We start from the raw sequence: 16968 nt of genomic DNA, 5'->3' as shown, positions 1-16968 counted from the left end.
GCTCGTCAGGCTCATAACCTGAAGGTCGCAGGTTCAAATCCTGCTCCCGCAACCAAATCCTCCCTGATAAATCAAAACCTACACGCCAGCTTCGGGTGGTTTCCTGTTTGCGGCAAAAGCCGGTGGACCAGTGCAACACAAAATACTAGCAATCGAATTGGGCCGCCCGTCCCTTGACGGGCGGGGCGACCATGTCGCTTTGGATGAGAAGGCTGGAGCCAGGAACCTGCCGTGTTTTCAACACAGACTGTCGTGAACACCGAAGAGTGTATATCACGATCCTGGAATTTGGCGTCGTGCTTGCAGCCCTTTGCGGCGAAATCAAACTGGAGACAACCGATGCAGCTTGAGGCCCCGCGCCGCGGGTTTAGAGACGCGGAATTTCAAAACCGCACCGCAAAGGCGCAGGCACAAATGGCCAAGGCCGATCTCGCCGGCCTGCTTCTGACCACCGAACCGGACGTGCGCTATTTCACCGGCTTTCACACGCTGTTCTGGCAAAGCCCGACTCGGCCCTGGTTCCTGTTCGTGCCCGCCGAAGGTAAACCCGTTGCCGTAATCCCCGAGATCGGCGCCGAACTGATGCGTCGGAGTTGGCTGGACGACATCCGCACATGGAGCGCACCGGCGCCCGAGGATGACGGGATCAGCCTTTTGACCGAACTTCTGGCGCCTCTGGCGGCAAGTGGCGCGCGGCTGGGTGTGATGAAGGGACATGAGACCCACCTGCGAATGCCGCTGGGGGACTGGGAGCGGCTGATGGCGGCTCTGCCGGGTCTGGACGTTGCCGACGCGACCGGGCTGATGCAGGGGCTGCGCATGGTCAAGACGCCGGCAGAGATCGAGAAGCTCGGCCATATCTGCGCCATCGGCTCGGCGGCTTTTGCCGAGGTGCCTGGGTTCATCGCCGAAGGCACGCCGCTGGAAGAGGTCTTTCGCACGTTTCGGCGCACGGCGATCGGGCTGGGCGCCGATGATGTGCCTTATCTCGTGGGGGCCGCCGATCAGGGGGGCTATGCCGATGTGATCTCGCCCCCCTCGCGCCGTCCTCTGCAAACCGGCGATGTACTGATGCTGGACACGGGATGCACCTGGGACGGGTATTTCTGCGACTTCGACCGAAACTGGGCGATCGGGCGCGCGAATGACACAGCCCGGCGGGCCTATGACGTGCTATGGCGCGCGACCCAGGCGGGGATCGAGGCCGCAAGGCCGGGCAACACCTGCCGCGATCTGTTCCATGCGATGTCGGCGGTGATTGCCGAGATGGATGACAGCGGCGGCGATATCGGGCGGCTTGGCCATGGGCTGGGAATGCAACTGACCGAACAGCCGTCGCATGCGGATTTTGACGAAACCGTGCTGGCCGAGAATATGGTGCTGACCATTGAGCCCTCGCTCTCTTACGGCGACGGGCTGATGATGGTGCATGAGGAAAACATCGTGGTGCGAAGCGGAGCCGCGGAGCTGTTGACCACCCGCGCTACGCCGGAACTGCCGGTGATCGGGTGACGGGTTCAGACCAGGCGCCCTCACACCTTTCCCCGTCCGCGCCGACCGCTGGCCTCGACCAGCTTACCCCGGTTCTCCGAAGCCGATGGGGCGGTGGGGCTGAGGCAGCAGATCAGGCCTCACCCCAGGAAATGACCGGCAGGGCCTTGAACCACGGCAAAGGCATGTCATTTCTCTCTTGTCAGACCGCGCTGCCCCCTGTATAGCGCGCGAGTTCTCGACGAGAACACCAAGGCGGGGTGATTCCCGCCTTTTGGGTTCGATGAGGGTTGGCGATGCGCGTCTGTCCTCCTCTCAACCCCAACGCCTGATAAAAGGCTGTTAATATGCAAAGCCAAAACATCCGTATTCGGCTCAAGGCATTTGACTATCGCGTTCTGGATGCCAGCACGCAAGAGATCGTCAACACTGCCAAGCGGACCGGCGCGCAGGTGCGTGGCCCGATCCCGCTGCCGAACAAGATCGAGAAGTTCACGGTTCTCCGTGGCCCTCACGTTGACAAGAAATCCCGCGACCAGTTCGAGATCCGCACGCACAAGCGTCTCTTGGACATCGTTGATCCGACCCCCCAGACCGTTGACGCGCTGATGAAGCTCGACCTCGCTGCTGGTGTGGACGTCGAGATCAAGCTGCAGTCGTAAGATCGGAGGGTATAGATTATGCGCTCTGGTATTATCGCAAAAAAAGTTGGCATGACCCGCCTGTTCATGGAAGACGGCAAGCAGATCCCTGTGACCGTTCTTCACCTGGACAACCTGCAGGTCGTTGCACAGCGCACCGCTGACAAAGACGGCTACACCGCCGTTCAGCTGGGCGCCGGTGCTGCCAAGGCAAAACGCACCTCGAAGGCCATGCGCGGTCACTATGCCGCTGCAAAGGTTGAGCCCAAGCGTAAGCTGGCCGAGTTCCGCGTCTCCGAAGATGGCCTGATCGATGTGGGCGCCGAGATTTCGGCAGAACACTTCCTGGAAGGTCAAAAGGTTGACGTTTCGGGCACCTCGATCGGTAAAGGCTTTGCCGGTGCGATGAAGCGCCACAACTTCGGTGGTCTTCGCGCTTCGCACGGTGTTTCGATCAGCCACCGTTCGCACGGTTCGACCGGTCAGTGTCAGGATCCGGGCAAGGTTTTCAAAGGCAAGAAGATGGCCGGTCACATGGGTGCTGCCCGTGTTACCACCCAGAACCTGGAGGTTGTCAAAACCGACGCCGACCGTGGTCTGGTCTTCATCAAAGGCGCCGTTCCCGGACCGAAATCGGGCTGGGTCACCGTCAAGGACGCCGTCAAGAAGAAAGCACCGGAAGGCCTGCCTTTCCCGGCTGCTGTGAAATCGGCTGTATCCGAGGCAATCGAAGCACCTGCGGAAGAAGCACCCGCGGAAGGTGGTGAAGCATGAAACTTGATGTAATCAAACTGGATGGCGGCAAAGCCGGCAACATCGAGCTGGATGCGGACCTGTTCGGCCTCGAGCCGCGCGCGGACATCCTGCACCGTGTGGTCCGTTGGCAGCGCAACAACGCGCAGGCCGGCACCCACAAGGTCAAGACCCGCTCGGAAACCAGCTACTCGACCAAGAAGATCTACCGCCAGAAGGGCACCGGTGGCGCACGCCATGGTGACCGCAACGCGCCGATCTTCCGCAAGGGTGGTATATACAAGGGCCCGACCCCTCGTTCGCACGGCCACGACCTGCCCAAGAAGTTCCGCAAGCTTGGCCTGCGCCACGCTCTGTCGGCAAAAGCCAAGGCAGGTGAACTGGTCGTGATCGAAGACGCCGCAGCAGAAGGCAAGACCGCCGCTCTGGCCAAGCAGGTTGCAAACCTGGGCTGGAAACGCGCTCTGGTCATCGACGGCGCCACCGTGAACGAAGGGTTCGCCCGCGCAGCCCGCAACATCGAAGGTCTGGACATCCTGCCGTCGATGGGCGCAAACGTCTATGACATCCTCAAGCGTGACACCCTGGTGCTCACCAAGGCGGGTGTCGAAGCACTGGAGGCTCGTCTGAAATGAGCGCGAAGGCAGAACATTACGACGTGATCCGCAAGCCGGTCATCACCGAAAAGTCGACCATGGCCTCCGAGGCCGGCGCGGTTGTCTTCGAAGTGGCGATCGACAGCAACAAGCCGCAGATCAAAGAGGCCGTCGAGGCGCTGTTTGGTGTCAAGGTCAAGGCGGTCAACACCACCGTGACCAAAGGCAAGGTCAAGCGGTTCCGCGGCCGTCTGGGCAAGCGGAAAGACGTCAAGAAAGCATACGTGACCCTGGAAGAGGGCAACACCATCGACGTGACCACCGGTCTCTGATCGGACCCGTCCTGGGAGAGAGATAAAGGCCCCCGCGCAAGCGGGGGTTTTTCTTTTGGCCCACTCGAAAGCCGCCCCAGCGACTGCCCGTGGGATGGCGCCCCAACATTTGAACAGCACGCTTTATGGCGCCAAATGCATCCGAACTCCCAGCGAGGCGCAAACCTCCCCAAAGCGCCAGCCCGCCGGAACGGGCAGTCGCTGGCGCGGCGGCCTCCGGCCTTGATTCCGCGCCTTTACATCCAAGAGTTGAGTTGCAATCCTGAACTTGGTCACGCTGTGTTTCTGGAGAATTCGTTGCCCTCATTGAGAGTCCTCGGTCGAGCAATTCTGCTGTTCTTGGGCGTAGCGGTTGCTTTGGTAATTCTCTTCGTCGGGTTTATTTTCGTTCAGTATCAATACTACTACCCTTGGAAACACGACCGTAATCTGAGGTCTACCAAAGAGTGGAATGATAGACACTGGGAAACTGGCGAGGCAGCTTTTCTTACTTATGTGATCCCGGTTGAAACGGAGCATGGAGTGTCCGCACTCAATCAGCAAATCATGTGCTACAGCAAGCAGGACGCGCGGCCAGGTAATATAAAGGAGCCTCCAATCAAACGCACTGTATCGTACGGTGAAGGCGCATTCTGGCCGAAAATTCCTGTCAGCGAGGACCTCACCCTCGAAATCGATTTCCGATTTATCTGCACTCAGGCTCTGCGTATTGCCGACGATTGGCACGTGACTGACATATCCGATGAGAGCCGGTTCGTTTTCGGAGACGGCAAGTATAGCTGTTTTCTTGGACGGTTGACGGCAGACGGGTTGGACATGGCGGCGTTTAGGATACTGCCACCGGAAATCCAGGCGCTGGAAAAGGTGCCTCTTCGTGACGTGGTTACAAAAGCCACTATGGTTCCGTCGGAGCGATACTATTCTCCACCTCGGCGCGAACGAGGGAAAAAACTCTACTGGGATTCGATCAGAAGTTGTTGGGCAGGATCGACGAAAGAAGCCTGCATCCCTGATGCGGCTCGGGTCTGCAGCACACCGATCGAGTAGTTTATTCCCCTATAGACACCCACCCCCAAGGCTGCTACACGCACCCAATCTTGCGGCCTCGGATTCGTTCCGGGGCCTCTGATATTTGAAACCGGGGACCTTCGGGGCCCTTTACCCTTGGCACCTACGGGGGCCTATCACATAGCGGGGAACCTCCTCGCACTGCTAAACGGAAGACAGAAAGCATGGCACTCAAGTCGTACAAGCCGACGACGCCGGGCCAGCGCGGGCTGGTGCTGATCGACCGTTCGGAGCTTTGGAAAGGACGTCCGGTCAAGTCTCTCACTGAGGGTCTGACCAAATCGGGCGGCCGGAACAACACCGGACGGATCACTTCACGCCGCCGCGGCGGTGGCGCAAAGCGTCTCTACCGGATCGTTGACTTCAAACGGAACAAAATGGATGTGGCGGCAACCGTCGAGCGGATCGAATACGATCCGAACCGGACCGCGTTCATCGCACTGATCAAATACGAAGACGGCGAGCGGGCCTATATCCTGGCTCCGCAGCGCCTGGCCGTTGGTGATCAGGTCGTGGCATCCGCCAAGGCCGACATCAAGCCGGGCAACGCAATGCCGTTCTCGGGCATGCCGATCGGTACCATCGTGCACAATATCGAGATGAAGCCCGGCAAGGGCGGTCAGATCGCACGGGCCGCCGGCACCTACGCCCAGTTCGTGGGCCGCGACGGCGGTTACGCCCAGATCCGTCTGAGCTCGGGCGAGCTGCGCATGGTTCGTCAGGAATGCATGGCCACCATCGGTGCCGTGTCGAACCCCGACAACTCGAACCAGAACTACGGTAAAGCCGGCCGTATGCGCCACAAGGGCGTGCGTCCGTCGGTTCGTGGTGTTGCCATGAACCCGATCGACCACCCCCACGGTGGTGGCGAGGGCCGGACTTCGGGCGGCCGTACACCGGTCACGCCCTGGGGCAAGGACACCAAGGGCTCCCGTACCCGCAACAAAAACAAAGCGTCCCAGAAGCTGATCATTCGCTCGCGGCACGCCAAGAAGAAAGGGCGTTAACAGATGTCTCGCTCTGTTTGGAAGGGTCCTTTCGTCGATGCTTACGTGCTGAAAAAAGCCGAAGCGTCGCGTGAATCGGGCCGCAACGAAGTCATCAAGATCTGGTCGCGTCGTTCCACCATCCTGCCCCAGTTCGTGGGTCTGACCTTTGGTGTATACAACGGCCACAAGCATATCCCCGTCAACGTCTCGGAAGACATGATCGGTCAGAAGTTCGGTGAATACTCGCCGACCCGGACCTATTACGGTCACGCCGCGGACAAAAAAGCGAAGCGGAAGTAAGTCATGGGCAAGGCAAAGAACCCCCGCCGCGTGGCCGAAAACGAAGCAATGGCGAAAACCCGCATGCTTCGCACCAGCCCGCAGAAACTGAACCTGGTTGCAGCGATGATCCGCGGCAAGAAAGTCGAGAAGGCGCTGACCGACCTGACTTTCTCGAACAAGCGTGTCGCGCAGGACGTAAAGAAGTGCCTTCAGTCCGCAATCGCCAACGCCGAGAACAACCACAACCTGGACGTCGACGAGCTGATCGTCGCCGAGGCCTGGGTCGGCAAGAACCTGGTCATGAAGCGCGGTCGCCCCCGTGCCCGTGGCCGCTTCGGCAAGATCCTGAAGCCGTTCTCGGAGATCACCATCAAGGTGCGTCAAGTTGAGGAGCAAGCCTAATGGGACATAAAGTCAATCCGATCGGCATGCGCCTGCAGGTGAACCGCACCTGGGACAGCCGCTGGTACGCTGATACCAAGGACTACGGTGATCTTCTGCTGGAAGACCTCAAGATCCGCGAGTTCATCAAGCAGGAATGCAAGCAGGCCGGCGTGGCCCGTGTGATCATCGAGCGTCCGCACAAGAAGTGCCGCGTGACGATCCACACCGCACGTCCGGGTGTCATCATCGGCAAGAAAGGCGCAGACATCGAAGTGCTGCGCAAGAAGCTGGCCACGATGACCGACAGCGAACTGCACCTGAACATCGTCGAAGTGCGCAAGCCCGAGCTTGACGCGCAGCTGGTTGCCGAGTCCATCGCTCAGCAGCTCGAGCGCCGCGTCTCGTTCCGTCGCGCAATGAAGCGCTCGGTTCAGAACGCCATGCGCATGGGCGCCCTGGGTATCCGGGTGAACGTCGCGGGCCGTCTGGGCGGTGCCGAGATCGCACGGACCGAGTGGTACCGCGAAGGCCGCGTGCCTCTGCACACCCTGCGTGCCGACATCGATTACGCACATGCCGAAGCGATGACTCCTTACGGGATCATCGGGATCAAGGTCTGGATCTTCAAAGGTGAGATCATGGAGCACGATCCGCAGGCACGTGACCGTAAAGCACAGGAACTCCAGGACGGTCCGGCGCCTCGCGGTGCAGGCGGCCGTCGTTAAGGAGGAATTGAGATGCTTCAACCAAAGCGTACAAAATTCCGCAAGATGCACAAAGGCAGGATCAAGGGCGAAGCCAAGGGCGGCTCTGATCTGAACTTTGGCACCTACGGTCTGAAAGCACTGCAGCCCGAACGCGTCACCGCGCGCCAGATCGAAGCTGCACGTCGTGCCATGACCCGTCACATGAAGCGTCAGGGCCGCGTCTGGATCCGGATCTTCCCGGATACTCCCGTGACCTCGAAGCCGACCGAAGTCCGTATGGGTAAAGGTAAAGGCTCCGTTGACTTCTGGGCAGCGAAAGTAAAGCCCGGTCGTGTGATGTTCGAGATCGACGGCGTCAATGACGAAATCGCCCGCGAGGCCCTGCGCCTGGCCGCGATGAAACTGCCGATCAAGACCCGCGTCGTGGTCCGCGAAGACTGGTAAGCGATGGGGTGAAACCCCATCCTACGACATGACAGCCCTCGCTGGGACACCGGCGGGGGTTTTCTATTTGGGGGCGCTGCCCCCGTCCTCCGGAGCGCGAGGCAGCGCCTCGCAAAAACGCCTCTCGCCCTGAGTGCAGGGCTGAGATAAGAGGGCGCCATGCCACAGATTGAATCGCTCTTCGTCACCCGCCTCTATCGCGCCGCCTTGTCGGAATTCGCTCCAAAGATCGACGCGGAGGAACTGGAAAACTCCTGCCTTGTCATCGCCGAGGATGATGAGGCCGGGCAGGACTGGTGCGAACAGAACGGCTATCCCGGCTATACCAGCTATGCCTCGCTGACCGATCTGCCCTGGCGGTTCCCGATCTTCGCCGATCTCGTCAAGGTGCTGGACAGCCATGTCGCTGCCTTTGCCCAAGATCTCGAATTCGATCTGGATGATCGCGAACTGAAGCTCGAAGACCTGTGGATCAACATCCTGCCCGAGGGCGGCATGCACGCCTCTCACCTGCACCCGCACAGCGTCATTTCAGGCACCACCTATGTGGCGATGCCCGACGGGGCGAGCGCGCTCAAGCTCGAAGACCCGCGCTCAGGCCGGATGATGGCCGCGCCCACACGCCGGAAAGAGGCGCGGCGCGATTTGCAGCCGTTCATCTACATGAAACCCGCGGTGGGCGATGTCCTGCTGTGGGAAAGCTGGCTGCGCCACGAGGTGCCGATGAACATGGCCGAAGACGAACGGATCAGCGTCAGTTTCAATTACCGGTGGGATTAGGACGGCGGGCTGCTTGGATTTGATCCCTACAACGCACGACCGGGGTTTCTGACATATCCAAACGGTTTGTGTCCGGCGGATTGCCCCGTAGGGTGGGGATGGTCGCGTCGTTGGCCTGTCTACAAGCCGATCCAATCCTTGGCCTGATCCATCAAGTTTAGAAATGCCATCGCCGCGACGGCAAGGCCCAATGCGCCGGGGTCGCCTTTGTTGGCGACAAAAAGATACCACGCGTACCAGACAAGATAGATAATGCTCGCTGCGTTCAGGAAGACAAGAATATCGAGCGTTGTGGAAAAATCCATTCAGTATGCTTTCGTCATTGAATCGTGCAGCGCGTCATCGCCACGTCTCTTCGTTAACTGCTATACTTTGAGATCAACGTAAAGGTGAGTATGAGGTGCCTGAGACCATTTGATTTGAACTGCTGTTGCGCGACGGGTGAAGTCACCAAAACTCTCCCTTGTTCCCTACCACCACCCTTGCAAATGGTATCCTGCAGAGACCTGCCGCGAGCGCGGCATCCCCTCGTCTGCACCCACACGGCATCATTTCCGGCACCACCCGTGAGGCGATGCCGGACCGAGCGAGCCCCTCAGGCTCGAAGACCCGCGCTCTGGCCGAATGACGGCTCTACCCACGCGTCGGCACGAGGCGCGGCGCGAGGTTCAGCCGCTGATCTACATGATCGGTCGGGCGGGCCACCATGGGCCCGTGCGCAGACCGGACTCATCCTCCGTCGCGAAGGATGCCCGGGGATGGATTAACCCTCAGGCTGAAGCGGGCCAGACAAATTCCGGGCGCAGGCTGTCGTAGACCGGCCGGCCGTCGGACGGCTTGGCGTAGCCTTTGCTCTCGTCATAAAACGCGTGATAGGTCGCTGCAGGGAAACCGCTGTCATCATATCCCATCACATTGGGCACGGCGACGCGGATACGTTTTTCCCTGTCATCCAGCATCAGCGCCGCCCCGCATTCGCCGCAGGTGCACAGTTCAAGCGGGCCATCGGGATTGTCGGCGTTGAACGGCTGCCGGTTCATCCTGTCTTCATGATCCGCCGTCACATCGGCGTAGTTGAAGAACGCGACATGGGTGTATTGTTGCCCGGTCACGGACTTGCAGACGTTGCAATGGCACTCGTGATTGTCAATCGGTTCAGCGCTGGCCACGACCTTGACGTGGTCACATCCTCCTGAGTAGGGGCTGGACATCTCGAATCCTCCTCTGCAGGTTTTGGGCGCTGGCGGCGCCCATGTTTCATGGGACGCCGAACCCGGCTGAATGGCAATACAGACCTTCGCCTGAGTTTTGTCGGGGCATTCCGGCGCGGCGCGCGCGGTGGCAGTTTTCTACTGCCGGACATGGGCCAGTTGGTTGCGCCACGAAGGACCGATGTGCATGGTCGATGAGGGTCAGATCAGCGTCAGTTTCAACTGCCTGTGGGGCAAAGGCCGGGTTTCAGTCAAACACAATCTGGATCGGCAACCCGGCCAGCATCTCTCCCAGATTTGCAACCTGCGTCGCCCTGTCGAAGCGGCCGTGGTTGTTCAGCCCGACGCCAAGCAACTGCACGATCTCCGGCGAGCCGGCAAACTTGGAATGGCTGCCCGAGCTCGAGTCGTCGATCTCGGTCAGATCAATGGCCACGACCCCAAGCTCGGCCAGCTCTTCGCTGTTGCTTGCGCCGACACGCGGCACCCCACCGGCCAGCCGCCGCGAGAAGTTGAGCGCGCTGTCATCCTGCGAGAGCAGCACAAAGATTTCCTGCTCCTGCTCACCGATCTCCTGCAGCTGGATCCGAAACAGGTCCATGTCGATGTCGGGCGAGGCTAGGATCACGGTTTGCAGCCGCCTGGCATAGTGCAGCCGTCCCCGTTTCGAGGCATCCACCATCGCCTCCATGGTCAGGAACGCGCCCATCGAATGGGCAAACACATCGTAGCCGCTGGCATTGGTGCGCGACAGGATGGCGCCGATTTCCTCGACCTTCGGGCGCGCGATCAATGCGCTGTTCAGGTCGTAGACATATTTCGTCAGCTTCGCGGCCGAGGCCCAGTCAAACAGGATCGGGACACCGACATAGCCCGAGTCCTCGACGAACTGCGCAAGGCGCAGAACGGCGTCACTGGTCGTGTTGTTGTAACCGTGCACAAAAAATAGAATGTCCCGGTTGCCGGGCGGCAGTTTGGCAAGCTCGGCATTCACCGCGCGAATAAAGGCTTCGTCCGAGCCATAAATCTTGGGCTCAACGATGGCGAATTCGGTCCGAGGGTCCGGCGGCAGTCTCTTGGCCCGCTCAAGATGCCCGGTCTCGTGGTTCGGGGGGACCGATACCTCGACCGATGCCAGCCCCAGTTCGGGTGCGCGTCTCTCTGAATACAGGGCACCGACGGCCTCGGTTGCCTGGCGGGTGGACGCGATGAACACCTGATGCCTCGTTGCGCTGGCGACCGACGCGGTCGGATAGGCGGGGTTGTCGACACCGATAAGTTCCGGTGCGCGCGAGCAGCCTATCACCACCGCGACCGCCGCGACCACACCCAGAAATTTGAGATATTTCACGACCCTCATACTCCCAAATTTGTGGTCAGCAACTCGCAGTTTCGGCGTATTTGTTTAACAGGTTCGTCAAGTTGGCCTCAAAACCCAGTGTGTTCCGTTGGTAAAGGGTCTGAGCCCAACAGGCAATGTTAGTCCTGAAGCCAACAGTTTTTGCCGAAGAAAAGCAGGCGCTATGAAATTCTGACGGTAGTGCCAACGAAGGGCGGATCAGCGTAAGGTCAAGCTACACGCGGGATTAAGATTTTATGGGTCATGACTTTGTCATGGATCGCGTTCCAAACTGAAATTTAACTATTTGGCTGCTAGCTGCAAGAAGCTTGCGAATACACTTGGCACCGTCCATATTGTTGGTGCATTGAGGAAATATTAGATGACCATCAGGGCAAACAAAACCACAGTTAAGGGCGGCTACATCGCGCGCAGCGCGAAAAGTGGGCGCTTTGTGGAAGTCGGTTCCTCGTCGGGTGTTTTCAAGGCAACGACCAAGACGGTTTCTGTGGTGAAGGGGGCTTCGGAAAAACGCAAATCCGCACTGAAGCGGCTGGCCGATAGGTAGGGGCCACTACAGGGTCACGCTTGCCGATGCGATTGCGGCGCACGACGAAGCGTTAACTTATGGTGGCCGCGACGGCGTTACCAGCCTCGATCTCATCGAGTCAGCCTTGGGCCGTCCCTACTCCGGATACCATCGTGCGATTTCAAGGAAGGCTGCCGCCCTTCTGCAAAGCATGGTAGGCAATCATGGCTTTGTCGATGGCAACAAACGAACAGCTTGGCTGTTGATTGAGGTTCTGGTCCAGAGAAGCGGATACCGACTCGACATCGATGATGATGAACCGATCGACGACTTGGTTGTTGCTGTGGCCGCTGGCCAAATGGGATTTGATGAATTGCACGTTTGGTTCAAGGCTCGTTTGAGCAAAGTTGAGCAAGGTGTTTGACTAACGGCGCCGACGAAAACTTTCCCTTGCCACCCACCCCCGAACCCCCTATAGAGCGGCATCCTGCGATCACCTGCCCCGGCGGGGGATTCGTATGTCTATCATTCATCCACCAGGTCCAAGGTGACCCTGTCAGGGGGCCTTCTGGTGTTTTGAGCAAAGGAAAAAGGCGATGAACGCCCAAGAACTGCGTGACAAGACCCCGGACCAGCTCCGCGAGGAACTGGCCAACCTGAAGAAAGAAAGCTTTAACCTGCGCTTTCAACAGGCAACCGGTCAGCTGGAAAACACTGCCGGCATCAAAGCGGCCCGCCGCAACGCTGCCCGCGTCAAAACCATTCTGAACGAAAAGGCCGCTGCCGCGGCATCCGAGGAGTAATCAGATGCCCAAGCGTATCCTGCAAGGCACCGTGACCAGCGACGCCAACGAACAGACAGTAACCGTGCTGGTGGAGCGCCGCTTCAAGCACCCGCTGCTGCACAAGACCGTCCGTAAGTCCAAGAAATACCGGGCTCACGACGAAAAGAACGCCTTCAAGGTCGGCGATACAGTCCGCATCATCGAATGCGCGCCGAAATCGAAGACGAAACGCTGGGAGGTTCTGGAGGCGTAAGCCACCAGGACTTTTCCTTTTGTCGAAACCCTGGGGGAACTAACAAGACCAGCCCCCACAGGTCGGGAGAAACCACATGATCCAGATGCAGACCAATCTGGATGTCGCTGACAACTCCGGCGCCCGCCGAGTTCAGTGCATCAAGGTCCTGGGTGGTTCCAAGCGTAAATACGCCTCCGTCGGCGACATCATTGTCGTCTCGGTGAAGGAAGCCATCCCGCGCGGCCGCGTAAAGAAAGGGGACGTCCGCAAGGCCGTCGTCGTGCGCACCGCCAAGGAAGTCCGCCGCGAAGACGGCACCGCGATCCGCTTCGATCGCAACGCCGCCGTTATCCTGAACAACAACAACGAGCCGATCGGTACCCGTATCTTTGGCCCCGTTGTTCGTGAACTGCGCGGCAAGAACTTCATGAAAATCATCTCGCTGGCTCCGGAGGTGCTGTAATCATGGCTGCTAAACTCCGCAAAGGCGACAAGGTCGTCGTGCTGGCCGGCAAGGACAAGGGCAAAGAGGGCACCATTACCTCGGTTGACCCGAAAGCCGGCAAAGCTGTTGTCGACGGCATCAACATCGCCATCCGCCACACCCGCCAGACCCAGAACAGCCAGGGTGGCCGCCTGCCTCAGGCAAACCCGATCGAGCTGTCGAACCTGGCACTGCTGGACAAGAACGGCAAGGCAACCCGCGTCGGCTTCCGCATGGAAGGCGACAAGAAGGTTCGCTTCGCCAAGACCACGGGGGACGTGATCGATGCCTGAAGCTGCAACCTATACCCCGCGTCTGAAAGCTCAGTACGCCAACAAGATCCGCGCCGCTCTGAAAGAAGAGTTCGGTTACACGAACGACATGCAGCTGCCCAAGCTGGAAAAAATCGTTCTGAACATCGGCTGCGGCTCCGAGGCGGTCAAGGATTCCAAGAAAGCCAAGTCGGCTGTCGAGGATCTGACGGCCATCGCCGGTCAGAAGGCCGTTGCGACCAAGGCGAAGAAGTCCATCGCAGGCTTCCGCGTCCGTGAAGAAATGCCGCTGGGTGCCAAGGTGACCCTGCGCGGCGACCGGATGTACGAATTCCTGGATCGCCTGATCACCATCGCGATGCCGCGTGTGCGTGACTTCCGCGGTGTGAAACCCTCGTTCGATGGCCGCGGCAACTTTGCCATGGGCATGAAAGAGCACATCGTGTTCCCGGAAATCGACTTCGACAAGGTCGACGAGGTCTGGGGCATGGACATCGTAATTGCCACCACAGCGAAAACCGACGCTGAAGGCAAGGCACTGTTGAAGCAATTCAACATGCCCTTCAACGCCTGAGCGACGGGAGGATTAAGACATGGCTAAAAAAGCAATGATCGAGCGCGAGAAGAAGCGCGAGCGCCTGGTGGCAAAATACGCCGCAAAGCGCGCCGAGCTGAAAGAGATCGCGAATGACGAGAGCCGCCCGATGGAAGAGCGCTTCAAGGCGCGTCTGAAACTGGCGAAACTGCCGCGCAACAGCTCGGCAACCCGTCTGCACAACCGCTGCCAGCTCACCGGCCGTCCGCACGCTTACTACCGTAAGCTCAAGGTCAGCCGTATTGCGCTGCGCGAGCTGGGCTCTGCTGGTCAGATCCCCGGCATGGTGAAATCGAGCTGGTAAGGGAGAGACAGATATGAACGATCCTATCGGCGATATGCTCACCCGTATCCGCAACGCGCAAATGCGCGGCAAGTCCACCGTGAACACTCCGGCGTCGAAACTGCGCGCCTGGGTTCTGGACGTGCTGGCGGACGAAGGCTACATCCGTGGCTATGAAAAGACGACCGGTGCAAACGGTCATCCGGCCATCGAAATCAGCCTGAAATACTACGAAGGCACCCCTGTCATTCGCGAACTCAAGCGGGTCTCCAAGCCCGGCCGTCGCGTGTACATGGGCGTCAATGACATCCCACAGGTCCGTCAGGGCCTGGGCGTGTCGATTGTCAGCACTCCGAAAGGTGTGATGTCGGACGCAAACGCGCGCTCCAACAATGTTGGCGGCGAAGTGCTCTGCACCGTCTTCTAAGGAGGTCTGCAATGTCTCGTATTGGTAAGAAACCGGTCGAGCTGCCCAGCGGCGTTACCGCCTCTGTGTCCGGCCAGACCATCGAAGTCAAAGGTCCGAAAGGCACCCGCAGCTTCACCGCAACCGATGACGTAACGCTGTCGGTCGAAGACAACGTTGTGCAGATCAACCCTCGCGGGATGTCCAAGCGCGCGCGCCAGCAGTGGGGCATGAGCCGCACCATGGTTGCCAATCTGGTTGAAGGCGTGACCAACGGCTTCAAGAAAGAGCTTGAGATCCAGGGTGTGGGTTACCGGGCGCAGATGCAGGGCAACACCCTGAAGCTGAACCTGGGCTACAGCCACGACGTCGATTTCACCGCTCCGGAAGGTGTCACCATCACCGCGCCGAAGCAGACCGAGATCGTTGTGGAAGGTATCGACCAGCAGCAGGTGGGCGAAGTTGCGGCCAAAATCCGCGAATGGCGCCGTCCCGAGCCGTACAAAGGCAAGGGCATCCGCTACAAGGGCGAGTTCATCTTCCGCAAGGAAGGCAAGAAGAAGTAAGGACGCTAGATATGGCAAACAGCAAACGTACCCTGTTTCTGAAGCGCCGCCTGCGCGTTCGGAACAAACTTCGCAAGGTCAACGCGGGTCGCCCGCGTCTGTCCGTACACCGGTCGAACAAGAACATCTCTGTTCAGCTGATCGACGACGTGCGTGGCGTGACCCTGGCCTCGGCCTCGACCCTGGAAAAGGATCTGGGTGTTGTCGGCAAGAACAACGTCGAAGCGGCCATCAAGGTGGGCGCGGCCATCGCCGAGCGTGCCAAGAAGGCAGGCGTCGAAGAGGCCTATTTCGATCGGGGCGGCTTCCTGTTCCACGGCAAGGTGAAGGCTCTGGCCGACGCCGCGCGTGAAGGCGGTCTGAAGATCTGATGTGGCGATGGGTGCAAGCACCCATCCTACATGCAAAAGAACCGTAGGATGGGTGCTTGCACCCATCTTGCTTTGAAGGCGGGTCCGCCCGCCTCGATGATCGGGGCCCTCGTAACATCCGGGGCACTTCGATTGGACAACAGGCGCCGAGAGCGCCATGAGAGAAAGGGATGCCAAAATGGCAGAACGTGAACAGCGTCGGGGCCGGGGCCGCGACCGCGAGGAAGCACCGGAATTTGCAGATCGCCTGGTTGCGATCAACCGCGTGTCGAAAACCGTAAAAGGTGGTAAGCGCTTTGGCTTCGCCGCTCTGGTGGTTGTCGGCGATCAGAAAGGCCGTGTCGGCTTTGGCAAGGGCAAGGCGAAAGAAGTGCCCGAGGCCATCCGCAAGGCGACTGAACAGGCCAAGCGTCAGATGATCCGCGTGCAACTGCGCGAGGGCCGCACCCTGCACCACGACATCGAAGGCCGTCACGGCGCCGGTAAAGTGGTTATGCGCACCGCACCTGAAGGTACTGGTATCATCGCCGGTGGTCCGATGCGTGCCGTGTTCGAAATGCTGGGCGTAAAGGACGTTGTGTCCAAGTCGCTGGGCTCGCAGAACCCCTACAACATGATCCGCGCCACCATCAACGGCCTGCAGAAAGAGCAGAGCCCGCGTTCGGTTGCACAGCGTCGTGGCAAGAAGGTTGCCGACATCCTGCCCAAGCGGGACGAAGCCCCTGCGGCCGAGGCACCTGCTGCTGAAGCAGAAGCATAAGGAGAGCGACCCATGGCAAAAACCATCGTCGTCAAGCAGATCGGCTCCCCGATCCGCCGCCCCGCCGAACAGCGCGCAACCCTGATCGGCCTGGGCCTGAACAAGATGCACAAGACCCGCGAGCTCGAGGACACCCCCTCGGTCCGCGGCATGGTCAACAAGATCCCGCATCTGGTCGAGATCATCGAAGAGCGCGACTAAGCGCCTTTCAAAGATCTGAAATTCGGAAACGCCCTCGGGAAACCGGGGGCGTTTTTCTTTGATCGTTTGCCATGCGCAAACCGCATAGCGGGCAGACCGAAGCATCGGTTGTTAACGCTAGCGGACTCACCCTATCTCAGCGGTGTCACAAAGGACGAAAACCAGGAACCGGGGAATGGGTCCCGGTTAGATGAAAGGAAACGACAATGGTTGCACTTGCACACCGCCCGCAGGGTTTTGGCCTGATTGCCTGGGTTCAGAACACGCTTGAGACGATCCGCGCCACCCGCGCCCGTTATGCCGCCTTCAGCCGCGCTTATGCAGAGTTGAACCAGATGGGCGATGACGAGCTGGCCGAATACGGCCTGCACCGCTCGGATCTGGTGGACATGGCCTGGCGTCAGGTCGACGCGCGGGGCTGATCGGCCCGCCAGCAACTACCACCACCCACGCAAACGCTCCCG

The 16968-nt window shown here is 59.6% G+C and carries 29 protein-coding genes; 26 read left to right on the top strand and 3 right to left on the bottom strand.

Features of this window, described 5'->3' with window-relative positions; all coding sequences use genetic code 11:
• Positions 1-339: 339 nt before the first annotated feature.
• The 12 genes from GOX53_RS20840 (at position 340) to GOX53_RS20785 (ending at position 8467) form a co-directional block, all read left to right on the top strand.
• The gene (locus GOX53_RS20840; RefSeq protein ID WP_171179783.1) at positions 340-1512 is read left to right on the top strand and encodes a Xaa-Pro peptidase family protein; all 1173 of its coding nucleotides are present in this window, start codon (positions 340-342) and stop codon (positions 1510-1512) included.
• Between the two features lie 326 nt (positions 1513-1838).
• On the top strand, positions 1839-2153 hold the full coding sequence (rpsJ, locus tag GOX53_RS20835) for a 30S ribosomal protein S10 (RefSeq protein WP_005621947.1): 315 nt from the start codon (positions 1839-1841) through the stop codon (positions 2151-2153).
• Positions 2154-2171: 18 nt separating this feature from the next.
• The gene (gene rplC / locus GOX53_RS20830) at positions 2172-2906 is read left to right on the top strand and encodes a 50S ribosomal protein L3 (protein ID WP_171179781.1); all 735 of its coding nucleotides are present in this window, start codon (positions 2172-2174) and stop codon (positions 2904-2906) included.
• The gene (gene rplD, locus GOX53_RS20825; protein ID WP_171179778.1) at positions 2903-3520 is read left to right on the top strand and encodes a 50S ribosomal protein L4; all 618 of its coding nucleotides are present in this window, start codon (positions 2903-2905) and stop codon (positions 3518-3520) included. Before rplC ends, rplD begins: the two co-directional genes overlap by 4 nt.
• Entirely contained in the window at positions 3517-3813 is a 297-nt protein-coding gene (locus tag GOX53_RS20820) for a 50S ribosomal protein L23 (protein WP_171179776.1), read from the top strand. Before rplD ends, GOX53_RS20820 begins: the two co-directional genes overlap by 4 nt.
• Before the next feature lie 135 nt (positions 3814-3948).
• On the top strand, positions 3949-4860 hold the full coding sequence (locus tag GOX53_RS20815; RefSeq protein ID WP_217351864.1) for a hypothetical protein: 912 nt from the start codon (positions 3949-3951) through the stop codon (positions 4858-4860).
• Positions 4861-5045: 185 nt separating this feature from the next.
• Positions 5046-5888, top strand: a complete 843-nt coding sequence (gene rplB, locus GOX53_RS20810; protein WP_171179772.1) for a 50S ribosomal protein L2 — start codon at positions 5046-5048, stop codon at positions 5886-5888.
• 3 nt (positions 5889-5891) lie between these two features.
• Positions 5892-6170 (top strand): 30S ribosomal protein S19, encoded by a 279-nt coding sequence (rpsS, locus tag GOX53_RS20805; protein ID WP_058260876.1) that lies wholly within the window; start codon positions 5892-5894, stop codon positions 6168-6170.
• A 3-nt stretch (positions 6171-6173) separates the two neighbouring features.
• Positions 6174-6554, top strand: a complete 381-nt coding sequence (gene rplV, locus GOX53_RS20800; protein WP_171179771.1) for a 50S ribosomal protein L22 — start codon at positions 6174-6176, stop codon at positions 6552-6554.
• A complete protein-coding gene (gene rpsC / locus GOX53_RS20795; RefSeq protein WP_171179769.1) occupies positions 6554-7261 on the top strand; it encodes a 30S ribosomal protein S3 in 708 nt (235 codons plus the stop codon). The genes rplV and rpsC overlap by 1 nt, the downstream gene beginning before the upstream one ends.
• Before the next feature lie 12 nt (positions 7262-7273).
• Positions 7274-7687, top strand: coding sequence for a 50S ribosomal protein L16 (rplP, locus tag GOX53_RS20790; protein WP_171179767.1), 414 nt, complete (start codon positions 7274-7276; stop codon positions 7685-7687).
• Between the two features lie 159 nt (positions 7688-7846).
• Complete coding sequence (locus GOX53_RS20785; RefSeq protein ID WP_171179765.1) at positions 7847-8467, top strand: 2OG-Fe(II) oxygenase family protein; 621 nt, start codon at positions 7847-7849, stop codon at positions 8465-8467.
• 119 nt (positions 8468-8586) lie between these two features.
• Here the strand turns inward: GOX53_RS20785 and GOX53_RS20780 are convergent, their stop codons facing one another.
• From GOX53_RS20780 to GOX53_RS20770, 3 genes are all read right to left on the bottom strand, one after another.
• On the bottom strand, positions 8587-8772 hold the full coding sequence (locus tag GOX53_RS20780) for a hypothetical protein (RefSeq protein WP_171179763.1): 186 nt from the start codon (positions 8770-8772) through the stop codon (positions 8587-8589).
• 465 nt (positions 8773-9237) lie between these two features.
• Complete coding sequence (locus GOX53_RS20775) at positions 9238-9678, bottom strand: GFA family protein (RefSeq protein ID WP_171179761.1); 441 nt, start codon at positions 9676-9678, stop codon at positions 9238-9240.
• Between the two features lie 247 nt (positions 9679-9925).
• Positions 9926-11029, bottom strand: coding sequence for an alpha/beta hydrolase (locus GOX53_RS20770; RefSeq protein WP_371810375.1), 1104 nt, complete (start codon positions 11027-11029; stop codon positions 9926-9928).
• 370 nt (positions 11030-11399) lie between these two features.
• Here GOX53_RS20770 and GOX53_RS20765 point away from each other — a divergent pair, with 370 nt between their 5' ends.
• The 14 genes from GOX53_RS20765 (at position 11400) to GOX53_RS20700 (ending at position 16926) form a co-directional block, all read left to right on the top strand.
• Positions 11400-11585, top strand: a complete 186-nt coding sequence (locus tag GOX53_RS20765; protein ID WP_171179757.1) for a hypothetical protein — start codon at positions 11400-11402, stop codon at positions 11583-11585.
• Entirely contained in the window at positions 11578-11970 is a 393-nt protein-coding gene (locus GOX53_RS20760) for a type II toxin-antitoxin system death-on-curing family toxin (protein WP_371810376.1), read from the top strand. Before GOX53_RS20765 ends, GOX53_RS20760 begins: the two co-directional genes overlap by 8 nt.
• A 172-nt stretch (positions 11971-12142) precedes the next feature.
• Entirely contained in the window at positions 12143-12349 is a 207-nt protein-coding gene (gene rpmC, locus GOX53_RS20755; protein ID WP_010437082.1) for a 50S ribosomal protein L29, read from the top strand.
• 4 nt (positions 12350-12353) lie between these two features.
• A complete protein-coding gene (rpsQ, locus tag GOX53_RS20750) occupies positions 12354-12584 on the top strand; it encodes a 30S ribosomal protein S17 (RefSeq protein WP_171179753.1) in 231 nt (76 codons plus the stop codon).
• A gap of 76 nt (positions 12585-12660) precedes the next feature.
• The gene (gene rplN / locus GOX53_RS20745; protein WP_039523372.1) at positions 12661-13029 is read left to right on the top strand and encodes a 50S ribosomal protein L14; all 369 of its coding nucleotides are present in this window, start codon (positions 12661-12663) and stop codon (positions 13027-13029) included.
• A 2-nt stretch (positions 13030-13031) separates the two neighbouring features.
• Positions 13032-13343, top strand: coding sequence for a 50S ribosomal protein L24 (gene rplX, locus GOX53_RS20740; RefSeq protein WP_170440482.1), 312 nt, complete (start codon positions 13032-13034; stop codon positions 13341-13343).
• The gene (gene rplE, locus GOX53_RS20735) at positions 13336-13896 is read left to right on the top strand and encodes a 50S ribosomal protein L5 (RefSeq protein ID WP_171179751.1); all 561 of its coding nucleotides are present in this window, start codon (positions 13336-13338) and stop codon (positions 13894-13896) included. The genes rplX and rplE overlap by 8 nt, the downstream gene beginning before the upstream one ends.
• Positions 13897-13915: 19 nt before the next feature.
• Entirely contained in the window at positions 13916-14221 is a 306-nt protein-coding gene (gene rpsN, locus GOX53_RS20730) for a 30S ribosomal protein S14 (RefSeq protein ID WP_068340744.1), read from the top strand.
• A gap of 13 nt (positions 14222-14234) precedes the next feature.
• Positions 14235-14627, top strand: coding sequence for a 30S ribosomal protein S8 (rpsH, locus tag GOX53_RS20725; RefSeq protein WP_171179749.1), 393 nt, complete (start codon positions 14235-14237; stop codon positions 14625-14627).
• 11 nt (positions 14628-14638) lie between these two features.
• Positions 14639-15172 carry a 50S ribosomal protein L6 gene (rplF, locus tag GOX53_RS20720; protein WP_171179747.1) on the top strand — a complete coding sequence of 178 codons (534 nt, stop codon included), beginning with the start codon at positions 14639-14641 and terminating at the stop codon, positions 15170-15172.
• Between the two features lie 11 nt (positions 15173-15183).
• The gene (gene rplR / locus GOX53_RS20715; RefSeq protein ID WP_171179744.1) at positions 15184-15543 is read left to right on the top strand and encodes a 50S ribosomal protein L18; all 360 of its coding nucleotides are present in this window, start codon (positions 15184-15186) and stop codon (positions 15541-15543) included.
• Between the two features lie 178 nt (positions 15544-15721).
• The gene (gene rpsE, locus GOX53_RS20710; RefSeq protein WP_171179742.1) at positions 15722-16303 is read left to right on the top strand and encodes a 30S ribosomal protein S5; all 582 of its coding nucleotides are present in this window, start codon (positions 15722-15724) and stop codon (positions 16301-16303) included.
• Between the two features lie 12 nt (positions 16304-16315).
• Positions 16316-16504: a 50S ribosomal protein L30 gene (gene rpmD, locus GOX53_RS20705; protein WP_113791481.1), complete on the top strand. Its 189-nt coding sequence runs from the start codon at positions 16316-16318 to the stop codon at positions 16502-16504.
• Positions 16505-16710: 206 nt separating this feature from the next.
• Positions 16711-16926: a DUF1127 domain-containing protein gene (locus tag GOX53_RS20700; RefSeq protein ID WP_171179740.1), complete on the top strand. Its 216-nt coding sequence runs from the start codon at positions 16711-16713 to the stop codon at positions 16924-16926.
• The last annotated feature ends 42 nt before the right edge of the window (positions 16927-16968 follow it).

This window comes from Ruegeria sp. HKCCD8929 (genome assembly GCF_013031405.1).
In the GTDB taxonomy this organism is placed as follows: domain Bacteria; phylum Pseudomonadota; class Alphaproteobacteria; order Rhodobacterales; family Rhodobacteraceae; genus Ruegeria.
This window is presented reverse-complemented; position numbering and strand designations above follow the sequence as displayed.

Bases quoted from the DNA above. Each gene is read 5' to 3' on its own strand.
- GOX53_RS20765 (WP_171179757.1), top strand. From the start codon at position 11,400: ATGACCATCAGGGCAAACAAAACCACAGTTAAGGGCGGCTACATCGCG.
- GOX53_RS20775 (WP_171179761.1), bottom strand. From the start codon at position 9,678: ATGTCCAGCCCCTACTCAGGAGGATGTGACCACGTCAAGGTCGTGGCC.
- GOX53_RS20840 (WP_171179783.1), top strand. From the start codon at position 340: ATGCAGCTTGAGGCCCCGCGCCGCGGGTTTAGAGACGCGGAATTTCAA.
- rpsS (WP_058260876.1), top strand. From the start codon at position 5,892: ATGTCTCGCTCTGTTTGGAAGGGTCCTTTCGTCGATGCTTACGTGCTG.
- GOX53_RS20785 (WP_171179765.1), top strand. From the start codon at position 7,847: ATGCCACAGATTGAATCGCTCTTCGTCACCCGCCTCTATCGCGCCGCC.
- rplN (WP_039523372.1), top strand. From the start codon at position 12,661: ATGATCCAGATGCAGACCAATCTGGATGTCGCTGACAACTCCGGCGCC.
- rplR (WP_171179744.1), top strand. From the start codon at position 15,184: ATGGCAAACAGCAAACGTACCCTGTTTCTGAAGCGCCGCCTGCGCGTT.
- rpmD (WP_113791481.1), top strand. From the start codon at position 16,316: ATGGCAAAAACCATCGTCGTCAAGCAGATCGGCTCCCCGATCCGCCGC.
- GOX53_RS20780 (WP_171179763.1), bottom strand. From the start codon at position 8,772: ATGGATTTTTCCACAACGCTCGATATTCTTGTCTTCCTGAACGCAGCG.
- rplC (WP_171179781.1), top strand. From the start codon at position 2,172: ATGCGCTCTGGTATTATCGCAAAAAAAGTTGGCATGACCCGCCTGTTC.
- rpsC (WP_171179769.1), top strand. From the start codon at position 6,554: ATGGGACATAAAGTCAATCCGATCGGCATGCGCCTGCAGGTGAACCGC.
- rplP (WP_171179767.1), top strand. From the start codon at position 7,274: ATGCTTCAACCAAAGCGTACAAAATTCCGCAAGATGCACAAAGGCAGG.
- rpsN (WP_068340744.1), top strand. From the start codon at position 13,916: ATGGCTAAAAAAGCAATGATCGAGCGCGAGAAGAAGCGCGAGCGCCTG.
- rpsQ (WP_171179753.1), top strand. From the start codon at position 12,354: ATGCCCAAGCGTATCCTGCAAGGCACCGTGACCAGCGACGCCAACGAA.
- rplE (WP_171179751.1), top strand. From the start codon at position 13,336: ATGCCTGAAGCTGCAACCTATACCCCGCGTCTGAAAGCTCAGTACGCC.
- rpsJ (WP_005621947.1), top strand. From the start codon at position 1,839: ATGCAAAGCCAAAACATCCGTATTCGGCTCAAGGCATTTGACTATCGC.
- rplV (WP_171179771.1), top strand. From the start codon at position 6,174: ATGGGCAAGGCAAAGAACCCCCGCCGCGTGGCCGAAAACGAAGCAATG.
- rpsE (WP_171179742.1), top strand. From the start codon at position 15,722: ATGGCAGAACGTGAACAGCGTCGGGGCCGGGGCCGCGACCGCGAGGAA.
- GOX53_RS20700 (WP_171179740.1), top strand. From the start codon at position 16,711: ATGGTTGCACTTGCACACCGCCCGCAGGGTTTTGGCCTGATTGCCTGG.
- GOX53_RS20820 (WP_171179776.1), top strand. From the start codon at position 3,517: ATGAGCGCGAAGGCAGAACATTACGACGTGATCCGCAAGCCGGTCATC.
- rplX (WP_170440482.1), top strand. From the start codon at position 13,032: ATGGCTGCTAAACTCCGCAAAGGCGACAAGGTCGTCGTGCTGGCCGGC.
- GOX53_RS20815 (WP_217351864.1), top strand. From the start codon at position 3,949: ATGCATCCGAACTCCCAGCGAGGCGCAAACCTCCCCAAAGCGCCAGCC.
- rpsH (WP_171179749.1), top strand. From the start codon at position 14,235: ATGAACGATCCTATCGGCGATATGCTCACCCGTATCCGCAACGCGCAA.
- rpmC (WP_010437082.1), top strand. From the start codon at position 12,143: ATGAACGCCCAAGAACTGCGTGACAAGACCCCGGACCAGCTCCGCGAG.
- rplD (WP_171179778.1), top strand. From the start codon at position 2,903: ATGAAACTTGATGTAATCAAACTGGATGGCGGCAAAGCCGGCAACATC.
- rplB (WP_171179772.1), top strand. From the start codon at position 5,046: ATGGCACTCAAGTCGTACAAGCCGACGACGCCGGGCCAGCGCGGGCTG.
- rplF (WP_171179747.1), top strand. From the start codon at position 14,639: ATGTCTCGTATTGGTAAGAAACCGGTCGAGCTGCCCAGCGGCGTTACC.